14 protein-coding genes are annotated in these 15,314 nt (G+C 65.9%); 9 read left to right on the top strand and 5 right to left on the bottom strand.

Annotated elements, in window-relative coordinates; translation table 11 throughout:
- Position 1: 1 nt before the first annotated feature.
- Positions 2–1,342 (bottom strand): MFS transporter, encoded by a 1,341-nt coding sequence (locus tag AC3FKH_RS02570; protein ID WP_488672640.1) that lies wholly within the window; start codon positions 1,340–1,342, stop codon positions 2–4.
- Between the two features lie 405 nt (positions 1,343–1,747).
- Here AC3FKH_RS02570 and AC3FKH_RS02565 point away from each other — a divergent pair, with 405 nt between their 5' ends.
- From AC3FKH_RS02565 to AC3FKH_RS02525, 9 genes are all read left to right on the top strand, one after another.
- Positions 1,748–2,695, top strand: a complete 948-nt coding sequence (locus AC3FKH_RS02565; RefSeq protein WP_488672639.1) for a LysR family transcriptional regulator — start codon at positions 1,748–1,750, stop codon at positions 2,693–2,695.
- Positions 2,696–2,823: 128 nt separating this feature from the next.
- Positions 2,824–3,351: a 2-oxo-4-hydroxy-4-carboxy-5-ureidoimidazoline decarboxylase gene (gene uraD / locus AC3FKH_RS02560; protein WP_488672638.1), complete on the top strand. Its 528-nt coding sequence runs from the start codon at positions 2,824–2,826 to the stop codon at positions 3,349–3,351.
- Between the two features lie 434 nt (positions 3,352–3,785).
- Positions 3,786–5,000: a DUF4382 domain-containing protein gene (locus tag AC3FKH_RS02555; RefSeq protein WP_488672637.1), complete on the top strand. Its 1,215-nt coding sequence runs from the start codon at positions 3,786–3,788 to the stop codon at positions 4,998–5,000.
- 138 nt (positions 5,001–5,138) lie between these two features.
- Positions 5,139–6,062, top strand: a complete 924-nt coding sequence (locus AC3FKH_RS02550) for a DUF72 domain-containing protein (RefSeq protein ID WP_488672635.1) — start codon at positions 5,139–5,141, stop codon at positions 6,060–6,062.
- 36 nt (positions 6,063–6,098) lie between these two features.
- Positions 6,099–7,517, top strand: a complete 1,419-nt coding sequence (gene dbpA / locus AC3FKH_RS02545; protein WP_483730876.1) for an ATP-dependent RNA helicase DbpA — start codon at positions 6,099–6,101, stop codon at positions 7,515–7,517.
- Positions 7,518–7,667: 150 nt separating this feature from the next.
- On the top strand, positions 7,668–8,108 hold the full coding sequence (locus AC3FKH_RS02540) for a CBS domain-containing protein (RefSeq protein ID WP_483730877.1): 441 nt from the start codon (positions 7,668–7,670) through the stop codon (positions 8,106–8,108).
- A gap of 333 nt (positions 8,109–8,441) precedes the next feature.
- The gene (locus AC3FKH_RS02535) at positions 8,442–9,932 is read left to right on the top strand and encodes an MDR family MFS transporter (RefSeq protein ID WP_488672889.1); all 1,491 of its coding nucleotides are present in this window, start codon (positions 8,442–8,444) and stop codon (positions 9,930–9,932) included.
- A gap of 90 nt (positions 9,933–10,022) precedes the next feature.
- Positions 10,023–10,664: a glutathione peroxidase gene (locus AC3FKH_RS02530; RefSeq protein WP_488672633.1), complete on the top strand. Its 642-nt coding sequence runs from the start codon at positions 10,023–10,025 to the stop codon at positions 10,662–10,664.
- 135 nt (positions 10,665–10,799) lie between these two features.
- Positions 10,800–11,591 carry an oxygen-binding di-iron domain-containing protein gene (locus tag AC3FKH_RS02525; protein WP_488672632.1) on the top strand — a complete coding sequence of 264 codons (792 nt, stop codon included), beginning with the start codon at positions 10,800–10,802 and terminating at the stop codon, positions 11,589–11,591.
- On the opposite strand, the gene gstA is transcribed toward AC3FKH_RS02525, so the two are convergent.
- From gstA to AC3FKH_RS02505, 4 genes are all read right to left on the bottom strand, one after another.
- A complete protein-coding gene (gene gstA, locus AC3FKH_RS02520) occupies positions 11,592–12,218 on the bottom strand; it encodes a glutathione transferase GstA (RefSeq protein ID WP_488672630.1) in 627 nt (208 codons plus the stop codon).
- A 125-nt stretch (positions 12,219–12,343) separates the two neighbouring features.
- Positions 12,344–13,081 (bottom strand): aspartate/glutamate racemase family protein, encoded by a 738-nt coding sequence (locus tag AC3FKH_RS02515; RefSeq protein ID WP_488672628.1) that lies wholly within the window; start codon positions 13,079–13,081, stop codon positions 12,344–12,346.
- 24 nt (positions 13,082–13,105) lie between these two features.
- Complete coding sequence (gene hydA / locus AC3FKH_RS02510; RefSeq protein ID WP_488672626.1) at positions 13,106–14,527, bottom strand: dihydropyrimidinase; 1,422 nt, start codon at positions 14,525–14,527, stop codon at positions 13,106–13,108.
- A 36-nt stretch (positions 14,528–14,563) separates the two neighbouring features.
- Positions 14,564–15,292, bottom strand: a complete 729-nt coding sequence (locus AC3FKH_RS02505; protein WP_483730882.1) for a maleate cis-trans isomerase family protein — start codon at positions 15,290–15,292, stop codon at positions 14,564–14,566.
- Positions 15,293–15,314 lie beyond the last annotated feature (22 nt).

Below are 15,314 nucleotides of genomic sequence, written 5' to 3'. Positions count from 1 at the left end.
ATCAGGCTCCACGCTTGTTGGCGAGCTGGCGAATGCCGAACACCACCAGCACCGCAGCCGCGATTTCGATGACGGCCACCACGTACAGGCCGGTGGTGACCTTGCCCGTGGCGGTCTTGATCAGACCCATCGCATACGGCGCGCCGAAGCCTGCGAGGTTCGATACGGAGTTGATCAGTGCCACGCCCACCGCGGCGGCGCTGCCGGCCAGGTAGCGGTTGGGCAATTGCCAGAACACGGGAATCGCGCTCATGGTGCCAACCAGCGAGGCGGTCATGGCGAGCAGGGCGATCACCGGCGACAGCGCGTTCATGCCGAGCAGAATGGCGAGCACCGCCATGGCGCCGCCACCGACCAGCGCCGCGGTGCTGAAGTGCCAGCGCACTTCATTGCGGCGATCGGAGTGCGCGCCGTTGGCGATCATGCCGATGGCGCCGCACAGGTAAGCCACCGCTGCGATCCAGCCGACCGCCATCGGCGTGGTGAAGCCCACGTCCTTGATGATCGTCGGGATCCAGAACGTCAGCGTGGAGTTGGCGCACAGTAGGCAGAAGTAGATCGCAATCAGCAGCCACACCTTGGGGTTGGTGAACACGCTGCGCCAGTCGTGGCCGCGTTCACCCATGGCCGCGTTGTCGCGCTTCAGGGCGTCGAGGACCACGCGCTTTTCATTGTCGGTGAGCCACTTGGCCTGCTCGGGCTTGTCGGTCATGTAGAACCAGGCAAAGATGCCGGCCAGCACGGACGGGATGCCTTCGATGATGAACAGCCACTGCCAGCCGTGCATGCCATGCACGCCGCCCATCGACGTCATGATCCAGCCGGCCAGCGGGCCGCCGAGCACGCCGGCGATGGCCGATGCCGACATGAACGTGCCGAATGCGCGGGCGCGGCGCTCCGACGGATACCAGTAGGTCAGGTAGAGAATCACGCCCGGATAGAAGCCCGCTTCGAACGCGCCGAGCAGGAAGCGCAGCGTGTAGAACTGCAGGGGCGTGGAGACATGGGTCTGAAGCATGCAGATCACGCCCCAGCAGATCGTGATGCGCATGATGGTCTTCTTGGCGCCGATCTTCTGCAGCAGCATGTTCGACGGCACTTCGAACAGGAAGTAGCCGATGAAGAAGATGCCGGCGCCCAGGCCGTACACGGCTTCGCTGAACTGCAGCGAATCGAGCATCTGCAGCTTGGCGAAGCCGATGTTCACGCGGTCCAGCCACGCCAGCACCCACAGCACGCCCAGGAAGGGCAGCAGGCGCCAGGAGACCTTGCGGTAGACGCTGGCCTCAGCGTTCTCCGCTGTGCCGGCGAAGATCGGCACGCCTTGCTTCGTAATGGACATGGTGTCTCCTGTCTCGTCAGTTTGCGTCGTGCGTCCCGGCTGCCTGAGAGGCGATGCGGCGGGCGCCGTCGTTTGGTTGGAAGCAAGTATAGGAATGGGCCGGCAGGGGGGAACGGGAAGGCTGGTATAGGCCCTATATCAGCATCGATATGGAGCGCAAAGCCTTGTGCGGCGCGGGTTTGCGGGCGATCGCAGGGGGTGCTCGCAGACCTATGGATTACCCTAGCCGGCCGGTTTTCGAGCGCTATGGCGGGCTCGGTTCTGCGCACGCGCTGACCGACTCCGGGTTCGACCGCGTTGCCGCGCGGTGCCCGACACGTTACAAAGTGGCCATCGGCGGACTGGGATAATGCGCGATTGCGCTGTGTGGCGCACCCGGCTGCCATCTCCGCCCAGGACTCCATCATGATCCGCGCCGACGACCCCTTCGATACCTACCTGCTGCGCGTGCTGTGCATCCTGATTGCCGAGCAGAGCGTCTCGCGCACGGCCATCCGCCTGAACCAGTCGCAGCCGGCGATCAGTTCTGCGCTCAAGCGGCTGCGCGTGATCTTCAACGACCCGCTGCTCACGCGCGAAAAGAACGTGATGGTGCCCACCGAGCGCGCCTTGCAGATCGCGCGCAACGCACAGGCCGCGCTCAGTGCGCTGGACAACCTGCTGGTATCGGATGACCGCTTCGATCCCGCCACCACCGAGCAGACCTTCACCGTGGCGATGCCGGACTACCTCGCGCCGCCATTCTTTGCGCACGTGGTGCGCGAGTTCCGCCGCGCGGCGCCGCATGCGCGCCTGGTGGCCGTGCCGCTGAGCGCGAGCTTCGACTACGAACAGGCCTTGTCGGAAGGCGCGGCGGATATCGTCATCGGCAACTGGCCCAACCCGCCGGAACACCTGCATTTGTCGGTGCTGCTGGAGGACGAAGTGGTCTGCATGGTGGCGCAGGACAGCGTGCATAACCAACCCGGCAAGTTCACTGCGCAGGCCTATCTCGGTGCGGCGCATATCGTGCCCACGCCGTATTCGCGCGACCAGCGCGGGCTGGTCGATTCGGGACTCAGCACCATGCGCGTCCATCGCGACAACCGCGTGAGCTGCCCGTATTTCAACCTGGCGCCGAGTTTGATCCCCGGTACGGACCTGATCCTGACCACGGGGCGCCACTTTGCCAACTATCACGCACAGCACGTTCCGGTGGCAGTGCTCAGGCCGCCGATCGAGTTTCCGTTCATGCGCTTCTATCAGCTATGGCATCCGTCGCGCCACCGCTCGGCCGCGCATATGTGGTTGCGCGGCATGTTGACGGCAGCCTCGCAGGCGTTGCGCAATTTGCGCGATATGCACCCCGCGTAGCGGTATCGGATTCTGTTATGCGACCTATAGGGTGGCGGGCCTCGCCGCTGCCCGGAGCGCTTCCTATACTCGGCCCGTATTCAACGTCCATGCCTTGCCAAGCGGCGGCTTTTACGGGAGAGCAGTCCATGTCACAGTCAATCGATCTCGCGCCGGTCAACGCGCTGGACCAGGCGGGCTTCGCGCGCGTGTTCGGCAGCGTGTTCGAGCACTTTCCGCAGGCAGCGGCAGGGGCCTGGGCACAGCGCCCGTTTGCATCGGTAGCGGCGCTGCATGACGCGATGATGGATGTGGTGCGCAAGCTCGACGACCAGGGCCAGCGCGATTTCCTGAACCTGCACCCACTGCTGTCGGGCGCGAACATCCGCGCGGGCACGATGACGGCGGACTCGAATGCGGAACAGAAGAGTGCGGGGCTCGATGCCATGACGGCGCGGCAGGAAGCGTCGCTCGATCGCATGAACACGGCCTACCTCGCGCGCCATGGTTTCCCGTTCATCATCTGCGTGCGGCACTACACCCGTGAAGGCATCTTCGCCGCGCTGGAGCGCCGTGTGGACCGCAGCACGCCAGTGGAACTGGATGAGGCGCTGGCACAGATTGCGGCGATTACACGCGGGCGCCTGAATGCGCGGCTGACGGCCCTGGTGTCCTGATCCCGGCTGCGTGCGCGTGCAGGCTGGCGGCGCACCCCCACTGGCCCATGCCATCCTTCAACACGATGCGAAATTCGTCGCGCGTCGCTGTCGTGAATGCATGCATTCACGAATCGATCTGATGCTCCCTGGCATCGCGCCGAGTCGCTCCTGTGCGTGACGATGCGCTGCCATGCAACCGACGTTGCCATGCAGTGTCCGTCGTCTGTCCGGCCAAGCCGCGCCGACGCTTTCGCGCTGATGGCAGCGCAGCAAATGTGTCGTTGCACTGCGTCGCTCGCGCTCGCACACGTCTTGCCGCAGGCGACGTTTGGCTGATCCAGCATGCAGACAAGGAACGTCGTTCCTTTACAACCCATTACAAAGACTTACAACGGGTGTGCGGTTTGCAACATATTCTCCGATTAGCTTCCAACAACAAGCGGAGACATACCGTGTCTGACTTTTCCAAATCCTGTTCTTACAGCGCATTGCGCATCGTCGCACTGGCCGGCGCCCTTGGGCTGGCAGCGTGCGGCGGCGGCGGTGGCGATGATTCAGGTGGTGGTGGCCAGGGAACGCTGAAGGTCTCGATGACCGACGCGCCGGCCTGCGGCTTCGACCATGTCTTCGTGACCGTGAACCGGGTGCGCGTGCATACCAGCGCCAATGCCGATCCGGGCGCCAGCGGCTGGGTCAACATCGACGTAACGCCAGCGCGCAAGATCGACCTGCTGTCGCTGACCAACGGCGTGCTGTCCACACTGGGCCAGACCGCGCTGCCCGCCGGCAACTATCAGCAGATCCGGCTGGTGCTCGATCCTAACAACGGGGCTGGTTCGGCGGCGCTGGCCAACTCCGTCGTACCGACCGGCGCTAGCGAGCAGACGCTGGATACACCGAGCGCGGTGCAATCCGGCATCAAGATCAACCGGCCGTTCACGGTAGCATCCGGCACGCTGACCGACCTGGTGCTGGACTTCGACGCTTGCAAGTCCGTGGTGAAACGTGGCAACGGCAGCTATGGCTTGAAGCCGGTGGTGACGGCAATCCCCATGGTGGTCAGCGGTGCCGTGACTGGCGTGGTGAGTTCGGCCCCGGGCGCCAGCGTCTATGCCGAGCGCAACGGCGTGGTGGTGAAGGCGACGGTGGCGGATGCCAACGGTAACTTCACGCTCTCGCCGATCGAGCAGAGCAGCACCGCCGGTCCGGTCGATGTGGTGGTGGTGCCGGGTTCGGCCAATGGCCGCGGCACGGGCATCGTGCGTAGCGTGCCTGTGGTGGCGGGCGGCAGTACCGCGATCTCGACGGCGGGCTCGCCGATGTCGCTGCCGACTTCGGCGTACCGCAGGGTTTCGGGCACGGTGTCGCCGGCATCTGCCGACGCGACGCTGCGCGCGCTGCAACTGGTCAGCGGCGGCACCTTCGAGATTGCCGCGACCGCTGCCGCCAGCGATACCGGTGCCTATAGCTTCTTCCCAGCCGCGCCGGCGCTGCCGGTGGCGGCCCCTGTGATTGGCACGTACCAGGCCGCATTGCCGATCCCGCTGCAGCCGGACGGCGCCGCGGGCGGCAAGTACAGCGTGCAGGCCACCAGCGCGGCAGGGGTGGTGAAATCGCAGCCGGTGGATGTGAACACCGCCGACGTGATCCAGGACTTCTCGTTCTGATTGGACCGGTTCAGCCGGGGGAGCCGGGAGCGGGCGCTTGCCTGCGCCCGGCTTTGTTTTGACTGGTGCCGCCTTCTCATTTCCGCTGGCTGCGGTTTCCCGCTAGACTTTGATTCTCGCGCCCAGGGAGATCGCGCCATGGCAGCACGCACGGCGGCCAAGTCCGCATCCACGCCGGCAGAGCCGGTTGCTTCCGCACCGCAGTCCGCCTCGCGGCGCAAGACCGGGGCCGATACCCTGATACGCGTCGGCATCGGCGGATGGAGCTACGCGCCGTGGCGCGACAATTTCTATCCCGGCGGCCTCGCGCAGTCGCGTGAACTGGAATACGCCAGCCGGCACCTGACGGCCATCGAGATCAACAGCACCTATCACGGCACCCAGAAGCGCACGTCGTTCGCCAAATGGCGCGACGAAACGCCCGACGATTTCGTGTTCTCGGTGAAGGCCTCGCGCTTTGCCACCAACCGCCGCGTGCTGGCGGAATCGGGCGAATCGATCGCGCGCTTCATCGACAGCGGCATTGCGGAGCTTGGCCCGAAGCTCGGGCCGCTGGTCTGGCAGTTCGCCCCGACCAAGCAGTTCGACGCCGGGGATTTCGAAGCCTTCCTGCAATTGCTGCCGGATTCCGTGGAAGGCGTGAAGCTGCGCCACGTGCTGGAAGTGCGGCATGACAGTTTCGGGGTGCCCGAATACCTGAAGCTCGCGCGCAAGTACAAGGCGGCCACGGTCTATACCGATTCGGCGAAGTTTCCGTCGATCGCGGACCTGACCACGGATTTTGTCTACGCGCGCCTGATGGAAAGCAGCGAGAAGCTGGCGACCGGCTACGGGCCGAAGGCGCTCGAGGCGTGGGCCGGACATGCGCAGACCTGGGCCGCGGGCAAGGCGCCGGCTGAACTGGAGCAGGTGGAAGACAAGCAGCCGGCGGCCAAAAAACGCGAAGTCTTCATCTTCTTCATCAACGGCGCCAAGGAACGCGCCCCGGCGGCCGCGCAGGCACTGCTGTCGCGTCTGGGCTGGGCGCCGCAGGAACCGGTGCCGGTGAAAAAGCGCGCCTGAGGGCGGTTGACCGAAACCCCGTTGCTACAATCCGGCATGAACGAAAACTCCCAATCGCCGCAAGCCGGCGCCCCCGCCGCGGATTTCTCCGCCCTGCCCCTGTCGCCGGCCATGCTGGCCACGCTCGCCCAGCTCGGCTATGACGAGATGACGCCGATCCAGGCCGCCAGCCTGCCGTTGACGCTCGCCGGACACGACCTGATCGCCCAGGCCAAGACCGGCAGCGGCAAGACCGCCGCGTTTGCGCTGGCCCTGCTCCACCGGCTGGACACGCGCCGCTTCGACGTGCAGGCCATGGTGCTGTGCCCGACGCGCGAACTGGCCGACCAGGTCACGCAGGAAATCCGCCGCCTGGCGCGCGCCGAAGAGAACATCAAGGTGCTGACGCTGTGCGGCGGCTCGCCGATGCGTCCGCAGGTCGACAGCCTCGTCCATGGCGCGCATGTCGTGGTGGGCACGCCGGGCCGCATCCTCGACCATATCGACCGCGGCAGCCTCGAGCTGTCGGCGATCAACACGCTGGTGCTCGACGAAGCGGACCGCATGCTCGACATGGGCTTCTTCGACGATATCGCTTACGTCGCCAGCCGCTGTCCGAGCGAGCGCCAGACGCTGCTGTTCTCGGCGACTTATCCGCCCGGCATCGACAAGCTGACGCAGAAGTTCCTGCGCAAGCCGCGGGAGGTCAAGCTGGCCGAGCGGCACGACAACACCAGCATCCGCCAGTATTTCTATGAGGTCGAGGAAGGCGAGCGGCTGAACGCCGTGGGCCGCCTGCTCGACCATTTCCGTCCGGCCAGCACGCTGGCGTTCTGCAATACCAAGGCGCGCTGCCGCGACCTGGTGGACCTGCTGCGCGCGCAGGGTTTCCAGGCGCTGGCCTTGCACGGCGACCTGGAGCAGCGCGACCGCGACCAGGTGCTGGTGCAGTTCGCCAATGGCAGCTGCTCGGTGCTGGTGGCCACCGATGTGGCCGCGCGCGGGCTCGATATCGCGCAACTGGGCGCAGTGATCAACGTGGAGGTCACGCCGGATCCCGAAATCCATATCCACCGTGTCGGCCGCACCGGCCGGGCCGGTGAAGAGGGCTGGGCTTTCAGCCTGGTCAGCATGGACGAGATGGGGCGCGTCGGCAACCTGGAGCAGCACCACGGCGGCGAGTTCGAATGGCATCCGCTGGCCGAACTGCAGCCGGCCAGCAACGAACGGCTGCTGCCCTCCATGGTGACCCTGCAGATGCTCGGCGGGCGCAAGGAAAAGATTCGTCCGGGCGATATCCTGGGCGCGCTGACGGGCGAGGCTGGCTTCACCAAGGAGCAGATCGGCAAGATCAACGTAATGGAGATGTCAACCTACATCGCGGTGGATCGCGCCATCGGCAAGGAAGCCGTGCGCCGGCTCAATGCCGGGAAGGTCAAAGGCAAGAAGGTGAAGGTCAGGATGCTGACCGAGTGAGGCTGCCACGGGCGACCGCATAGTTTCGCTCAGATCCGACTTCTTGAAGATTCGTGTAAGTCACCCTGTTAGGGCGCACCATCCTTTGCTAATCTGGATGGACATGGCATTTGTGCTGCCAGCGCATGATCGACAGAAGAGGAGTGGGTGATGAAAACCGCACGCCAGGTCGTAGAGTCCAAGCCGACCCAAGCCATCTTCAGCATTCCGCCCACGGCGACGGTGTACGCCGCGCTGCAGTTGATGGCGGAAAAAGGCATCGGCGCCGTGCTGGTGATGGAGCACGGCAAGATCGTGGGGATCCTGAGTGAGCGCGACTATGCGCGCAAGGTGATCCTGATGCAGCGTTCGTCACGCGATACGCTGGTGCGCGACATCATGACCTCGTCAGTCATCTATGTGAGTGGCGACCAGAGCACCGACGAATGCATGGCGCTGATGACGAAGCACCGCATGCGCCACTTGCCGGTGATGAATGGCGAAGATCTGCTCGGCATGCTGTCGATCGGTGACCTGGTGAAGGACATCATCTCCGAGCAGCAATTCATCATCGAGCAGCTCGAGCACTATATCCACGGGGGCAGCCGCTAGCTGCCGGATCGAACCCAGGGCGGTGCGCCCCGCGCGCACCGTGCCTTTGCCCGTCCATGGGCGTTTCGGCCTCGTTGTTGCACGGGCGCCGCACGCCATATGCGAGTCGCGCATATAATTATGCGTTTGCTGAATTCGTGAATCCGGCCATCCGCCGCGGCATCTGAACGCCGCGCGCCTGGACTTCCGGCCGGAGCCAGTCCCCCTGCTTTGTTGACCGCCCGCGGCCATCTCGCCGCGCGCTGCTGTTGTCCGCCCATGTCATCGCTTACCCCGGCCAGTCAGGCCAACGCTTCCATTCCCCTTGCCCCTGCCATTGACCACCACGCCATCATGCGCGTCATCGGCGGCATCGTGCTGTGCATCCTGCTGGCGGCACTGGACCAGACCGTCGTCATCCCGGCTGTGCCGGCGATCGCCAATGACCTGAACGGCTTCGGGCACCTGTCGTGGATCGTGACGGCGTACCTGATTACCTCGACCGTTGCCACGCCGCTGTACGGCAAGCTGTCCGACAGCTTTGGGCGGCGCCGGCTGCTGATGGTGGCGATCACGCTGTTTATCCTGGCCTCGGTCGCGTGCGCCATGGCGCAGTCGCTGGGGCAGCTGATCCTGTTCCGCGCGCTGCAGGGGATCGGCGGCGGCGGGCTGATGTCGCTCGCGCAGGCTTCCATTGCCGATGTGGTGGCGCCGCGCCAGCGCGGGCGCTACCAGGGTTATCTGGCGACGGTGTGGGCGGTGGCTTCCATCGCCGGGCCGCTGGTGGGCGGCTGGGTGTCCGACAACCTCTCGTGGCGCTGGCTGTTCTGGATCAACCTGCCGCTGGGCGGGCTGGCGATGGTGATGTGCTACCGCGGCCTGGCCATGCTGCCCGTGCGCGGCGGCCGTGCGCGCGTGGACTGGCTGGGTGCGTTGCTGCTGGCCGTGGCCATCGTCGCGTTCCTGCTGGCGATGAGCTGGGGCGGAGACGTGTTCGACTGGCTGTCGCCGCAAGTCGGCCTGCTGGCCTTGCTGACCGTGGCCGCCGTCGCCGCGCTGGCCTGGCAGGAACGCCGCGCCGCCGATTCGATGCTGCCGCCGCGGCTGTTTGCCAACCGTGCCTATGTGATGGGCGTGGCGGCTTCGGCGCTGGCCGCGCTGAACATCTTCCTGTGCATCTTCGCCCTGCCCCTGCATTTCCAGCTCGTGCGCGGCGCCGATGCGTCGATGTCGGGGCTGCTGGTGATGCCGTTCCTGCTGTCGACCGTGGCGGGCAATTTCATTGTGGCGTGGCTGGCGCCGCGCGTGGGCCGCATGCGCGGCATCCTGACGGCAGGCTTCGTGGCTGGCATGCTGGGGCTGGCGGTGCTGGCGCTTTCCACGCCCGCTGTGCCGCTGGCAGTAGTGCTGCTGGCGATGGCCGTGGGCGGCGTCGGCTTGGGCATGGTCATGGTCGGTACGCTGATGAGCGTGCAAAACGTGCTGGAGCGCCGCGACACCGGCGCCGGCACCGGCGCCCTGCTCGTGCTGCGCTCGCTGGGCAGCGCGCTGGGCGGCGCGTTGGCCGGTACGCTGCTGACGCTGGAGTTCCGTCACGCCACGGCCGCCGCCGGGCTGACGCAGGCGCTGGACCTGGGTGCGCTGCGGCACGGCAGCGAAGCCTTCGCGCAGCTCTCGCCGATGGTGCGGCAGGCGCTTGCCGCGGGCGTCGAATCGGGCTTCCAGCTGATCTTCTCCGTGGGCGCCGTGGCGGCGCTGCTGGCGCTGGGGATCGTACGCTGCATGCCGGACCTGGAGCTGCGCGGCAGCGTCACCGAACACGCCGCCACGCTGGCCATGGACTGAGCCGTTGCCGGCGGCAAGGCGGCCAACGGCGTAAACTATGCGTACCCGATACAGCGAGACGCCCCCGCATACAGAGACAGGAGACATCGCATGAACCGCCGTCAAACCGCCCTCGCCGCTGCATTCCTGCGCCCTTCCGCACTGGCTGCGGCCCTGGCGCTTGCCGCCGCCAGTGCAGCGCTCCTGCCGCACCCGGCGCGTGCCGCGGACAAGCCCGCCGCCCTCCCGGCCGCCGCGCCGGCCGGCCACTGCCCGGCCTCGCTCAATTTCCAGTTCCCGCGCCTGCAGGACGAGGCGCCGCAAAACCTCTGCCAGTACGCCGGCAAGGTGGTGCTGGTGGTCAACACCGCGAGCTATTGCGGCTTCACGCCGCAGTACGAAGGGCTTGAAGCGCTCTACTCCCGGTACCGCGACCGCGGGCTGGTGGTGCTGGGGTTCCCGTCCAATGACTTCTCGCAGGAGCCGGGGTCGTCCAAGGAGATCGCGGACTTTTGCTACAACACCTACGGCGTCAAGTTCCCGATGCTCGGCAAGTCGCACGTTCGCGGCGGCGATGTCAATCCGATGTACGCGATGCTGGCGAAGGAAACCGGGACCGCGCCGAAATGGAACTTCTACAAGTACCTGATCGACCGCAGCGGCAATGTCGTGGCCAGCTACAACAGCAAGACCACGCCCGACGACAAGCAGTTCGTGGCGAAGATCGAGCAGTTGCTGTCCAGCCAGCGCTGAACCGACCGAACCTGTCTTTCGCCTGCGACAGCCCGGCCATGGCCGGGCTGTTTTGCTTGGGAAAATTGACCTGCATCAAGCTCCCATCGCCGCCGGCTGATTAACGTCGCCGCTTTCAGACGGCGGAACCAGACGATGGGCATCACCCTGTACGACGCAGACGGACACGCCTGCCTGATGTTTGCCGACCTGGTCGAAGAGGCGCATGGCGAGGTGGTGCAGACCAACCAGTTCCTGGTGGTGGACCACGGCCATGGCGCGCTGATCGATCCGGGCGGCAACATGACCTACAGCGAGCTGTACCTGGCCATCGGCCGCTACTTTCCGCCCAAGCAGCTCGATTACGTGCTGGCTTCGCACGCCGATCCGGATATCGTGGCTTCGGTCGGCCGCTGGCTGACCGGGTCGGATTGCCAGGTGCTGATTTCCCGGGTCTGGGCGCGCTTCCTTCCGCATTTCTGCCAGGCCGGCAAGACCGCTGGCCGCATCGTGACCATTCCCGATGCCGGCGCGCATATCCCGCTGGGCCGGAGTTCGCTGATTGCCCTGCCTGCGCACTTCCTGCATTCCGAGGGCAATTTCCAGTTCTACGATCCGGTCAGCAAGATCCTGTTCTCGGGCGACCTGGGCGCGGCCATGACGAGTGCCGGCGAGGCCGGCACCACCGTCACGGATTTCGATGCCCACGCGCCGCGCATGCTGCCGTTCCACCAGCGCTACATGAGCGGCAACCGCGCCTGCCGGCTATGGGCGGCCATGGCGCGCACGCTCGATATCGAATGGATCGTGCCGCAGCACGGGCCGTCGTTTCGCGGCAAGGCCATGGTGGCGCGCTTCATCGACTGGGTCGAGAACCTGCAATGCGGGCTGGACCTGCTTACCTCCAGTCACTATCGCGTGCCGCCAGCGCGCGCCACGATGGACTGATCAGCCGCGGAGCAAGCCTTCCGCGCGCATGGCTGCCTGTACGGCGGGGCGAGCGGCGACGCGCGCGAGGTATTGCTGCAGCGATGGGAACGCCGTCAGCGGCATCATCAGCATGCGCGCCCAGCCCAGAATCGTGAAGCAGTAGGCATCGGCCACGGTAAAGGTGTTGCCGGTCAGGTACTCGCTGGATTGCAGGTGGCGGTCGAGTTCGGCGAAGCGCAGCTGCAGCTTGGCCTTGCACACCTGCGCGGTGCTGTCGGCGGTTTCCTTGTGCCACAGCCACGGGCTGAACACCTTGTGCAATTCCGTGGAGACCAGGGTGAGCCAGCTAATGGCCTCAAGCCGTTCTCGCGTGCCTGCAGCCGGTAGCAGCTTGCTTTCGGGCACCAGATCGGCGACGTACTGCAGCAGGGCGGCCACTTCGCTGTGGCGCGAGCCGTCGTCGAGCTGCAGCAGGGGCACGTAGCCGCGCGGATGGATCGCGTAGTAATCGTCGCTGCCGTTCTCGGCTTCCACCAGCTTGTGGTGGACCAGGTCGACCTTGGCGAGTGTGACGGGCAGGCCCGCTTCACGCAGGGCGATGTGGACCGCCATCGAGCAGGCGCCGGGGGAATAGTAGAGCTTCATCAGGGTGTCCTATGTCGCGTTGGACGGCCACTGCGTGATGCAGTGGCCGTGCACGCAGTCTAGGACTTGCCCGGGTGGCAGGCAATGCGCAGGGGCGTGGCCCTGCGCATTCGCACCGGATGCGCTCAGGCGAGCAGTTGCGCGAGCGCGGCGGGGAGGCCGGCATTGGGCTTGCGTGGCGGGCGCGCGAAACTGCCTTCACGCGTGGTGCCGGCCTGCAGCGCGACCAGCGATTCGCAATGGCGCACGGCGCTGCTGACGCCATCGACGACCGGCACCGGAATGCGGCCCTTGAGCGAGCGCGCCAGCCCCGCAAGCGGCGCACCGGCGACGATGATCACGTCGGCGCCGTCTTCGCGCACGGCCTGCAGGCTCAGTTCTTCCAGCCGCGCGGCATGGTCTTCCTGCACGCTGCCGATATCGCGCAGCGGCTCCTGCAGGGAACGAATGCTGGCCAGCCGCGACGAGAGCCCGTTGCTTGCCACGCATTCGCGATACCACGCTTCGATGCGATGCGAGATCGCAATGATCGAGAAGCGCTGGCCCAGCAGGCAGGCGCTGGCCAATGCCGCTTCAGTCATGCCGACCACGGGCACGTCGAACAGCTCCTTGAGCCCGGCCAGGCCGGGGTCGCCAAATGCGGCGACCACCAGGCCGTCGAACTTGCCGGCATGCTCGGCGGCGGCGCACGCGGTCGCGTAGCCGCCGACCAGCGCTTCAAAGCGCGTTTCGATATAGGCCACGCCGAACTGCGCAGTGGCCATGGTGATGTTCGTCTCGGGCGCGGCGGTGCGCAGCGCTTCCGCGTGAATCAGGTCGGTGACCGACTCGCTGATGTTGGGGTTGACGATCAGGAGATTCATGATGGGTTTGCGATGGATTCTGGTTCAGACCTCGGGTTGCCCGGCTTCCAGGAACCTGCCGCGTCCGGCGGCGGGCTCGAGGTATTCGCCGTTGCTCACCAGCATGTCGCCGCGCGAGAAAGCGGTGACGGGCCAGCCCGTCACTTCGATGCCTTCATACGGCGTGTAGTCGACCGCGTGATGCAGCGCGTCGTTGGTGATGCGCACCTTGCGCACGGGATCCCACAGCACGATGTCCGCATCGGCGCCGACCGCGATGGTGCCCTTGCGCGGATACAGGCCGTAGATCTTGGCCGGACGGTACGAGGTCAGCTCGACGAACTGGTGCAGCGACAGCTTGCCGCGTGCCACGCCGTCGAACAGCAGCGGCAGGCGCGTTTCAATGCCCGGTACGCCATTGGGAATGTGGTCGAACGAATGCTCGGTGCTGCCGCCCAGCTTCTTGCCTTCCGGATCGTCGTAATTGAACGGCGCATGGTCCGACGAGAACACGCTGAACACGCCGTTGACCAGCGCGCGCCACACGGCGGCCTGGTTCTCCGGATCGCGCGGCGGCGGGCTGCAGACGCACTTGGCGCCTTCGTAGCCGTCATCGCCGGGCAGGCCCATGTCGTCGGCGGTGAGGTACAGATACTGCGGGCAGGTCTCGGCCAGGATCTTCAGCCCGCGGCCCTGCGCCCAGCGGATCTGCTCGATCGCTTCCTTGCCGGACACATGCACGATCAGGATCGGCACATCGACCAGTTCGGCGAACGTGATGGCGCGGTGCGTGGCCTCGCGCTCGACCGGCGCGGGACGCGCCAGGCCGTGGAAGCGCGGAGCGATGCGCCCTTCGCCGGTCAGCTTGTCGGTCAGCCACGAGATGCAGTCCGAGTTCTCCGCGTGGACCATCACGAGCGCCTTGTGTTCGCGCGCGACGTCGAGCACCTCCAGCATTTCGCGATCCGACAGCTTCAGGTCGTCATAGGTCATGTAGACCTTGAACGAGGTGTAGCCCTGGCGGATCAGCGCGGGCAGTTCGTCCTGCAGCACGGCGGGCGTTGGGTCGGCGACGATCAGGTGGAACGCGTAGTCGATCACGGCGCGGCCTTCGGCGCGGCTGTGGTAATCGGCGACGGCTGCCTTGAGCGAATGGCCTTTTTCCTGCGCGGCGAATGGGATCACCGTGGTGGTGCCGCCGCACACGGCCGCGCGCGTGCCGGTGAAGAAATCGTCGGCCATGCGCATGCCGTCGGGCATGGGCTGGTCCAGGTGGCAGTGGCCATCCACGCCGCCGGGTAGCGCCAGCAAGCCGGTGGCGTCGATTTCCCGGTTGCCTTGCGGCAGGCCTTGGCCCAGCGCGACGATGCGGCCGTCGCGCACGCCGATATCGCACTGGAAGCGGTCGGAAGCGGTGACCACGTCGGCATTGCGGATCACCAGGTCGAGGTTATTGTTTGCGGGCATGGTCATCACTCCGGTTCGGTTGGTGGACGCGCTGCCTTATTCGACTTCGCGGAACAGCCGGCCCCAGCCGGTCAGCGCGCGCGTATCCACGCCGGCCAGGCGCAGCGACTTCCACACCACGGTGGAGATGGTGTCGTACACGGGAATGCCGGTCTCGGCTTCCAGCGCTTCCACCAGGTGCGCTGCGCGCAAGTTGGTGCAGAACGTGGTAATGGCCTGCGGCTTGTCTTCGGCCAGCGCGCGCACCATCGTGCGGATGGTGTCTTCCTCGACCTCGGCAAAGCTGTAGTTCACGTGCAGGTCCAGATGGCGCTCCGCCGAGCAGTCGAAGCCGCTGCGCTGGTAGTTGGCGATGATGCGCTGCTGCACGTCTTCAAGATACGGCGTGGCCAGGCCGAAGCGGCGCGCGCCGGTTTTTTCCAGGATCTCGTTGAGCGCCAGCACCGACGTGGTGGCGGGGATGCCGGTGGCTTCGGTGATCTGCTTGCACAGCGCCTCGTCCTTGTCGAAGCCGAGCCAGCCCGACGACGTGCCGTTCCACGCGATCACATCGACGCGCGCATCGGCCAGCAGGCGCGCGGCGCCAAGGATTTTTTCCAGGTCGAACTGGCCCAGGGCCTGGTCGCGCAGCGAGATCTCGGTCACGGTGAAGCGCGAGAAATGCGCGCTCACGTTGGGCAAGCCGCTGACCATTGCGCTGGTGATCGGTTCGAGCGCGGTGTTGGAAGACGGCGTCAGCATGCCGAGGCGGATTTGCTTGGTCATTGCAATAGTTCTCTGGAGTGGT

It is taken from the genome of Cupriavidus sp. 21MJTG02-4 (assembly GCF_057798975.1).
The sequence above is the reverse complement of the archived record's forward strand: the minus strand, read 5'-3'. Positions and strand labels throughout refer to the sequence as shown.

Bases quoted from the DNA above. Each gene is read 5' to 3' on its own strand.
- gstA (WP_488672630.1), bottom strand. From the start codon at position 12,218: ATGAAGCTCTACTATTCCCCCGGCGCCTGCTCGATGGCGGTCCACATC.
- AC3FKH_RS02525 (WP_488672632.1), top strand. From the start codon at position 10,800: ATGGGCATCACCCTGTACGACGCAGACGGACACGCCTGCCTGATGTTT.
- AC3FKH_RS02535 (WP_488672889.1), top strand. From the start codon at position 8,442: ATGCGCGTCATCGGCGGCATCGTGCTGTGCATCCTGCTGGCGGCACTG.
- AC3FKH_RS02540 (WP_483730877.1), top strand. From the start codon at position 7,668: ATGAAAACCGCACGCCAGGTCGTAGAGTCCAAGCCGACCCAAGCCATC.
- dbpA (WP_483730876.1), top strand. From the start codon at position 6,099: ATGAACGAAAACTCCCAATCGCCGCAAGCCGGCGCCCCCGCCGCGGAT.
- hydA (WP_488672626.1), bottom strand. From the start codon at position 14,527: ATGCCCGCAAACAATAACCTCGACCTGGTGATCCGCAATGCCGACGTG.
- AC3FKH_RS02565 (WP_488672639.1), top strand. From the start codon at position 1,748: ATGATCCGCGCCGACGACCCCTTCGATACCTACCTGCTGCGCGTGCTG.
- AC3FKH_RS02530 (WP_488672633.1), top strand. From the start codon at position 10,023: ATGAACCGCCGTCAAACCGCCCTCGCCGCTGCATTCCTGCGCCCTTCC.
- AC3FKH_RS02570 (WP_488672640.1), bottom strand. From the start codon at position 1,342: ATGTCCATTACGAAGCAAGGCGTGCCGATCTTCGCCGGCACAGCGGAG.
- AC3FKH_RS02515 (WP_488672628.1), bottom strand. From the start codon at position 13,081: ATGAATCTCCTGATCGTCAACCCCAACATCAGCGAGTCGGTCACCGAC.
- AC3FKH_RS02550 (WP_488672635.1), top strand. From the start codon at position 5,139: ATGGCAGCACGCACGGCGGCCAAGTCCGCATCCACGCCGGCAGAGCCG.
- uraD (WP_488672638.1), top strand. From the start codon at position 2,824: ATGTCACAGTCAATCGATCTCGCGCCGGTCAACGCGCTGGACCAGGCG.
- AC3FKH_RS02505 (WP_483730882.1), bottom strand. From the start codon at position 15,292: ATGACCAAGCAAATCCGCCTCGGCATGCTGACGCCGTCTTCCAACACC.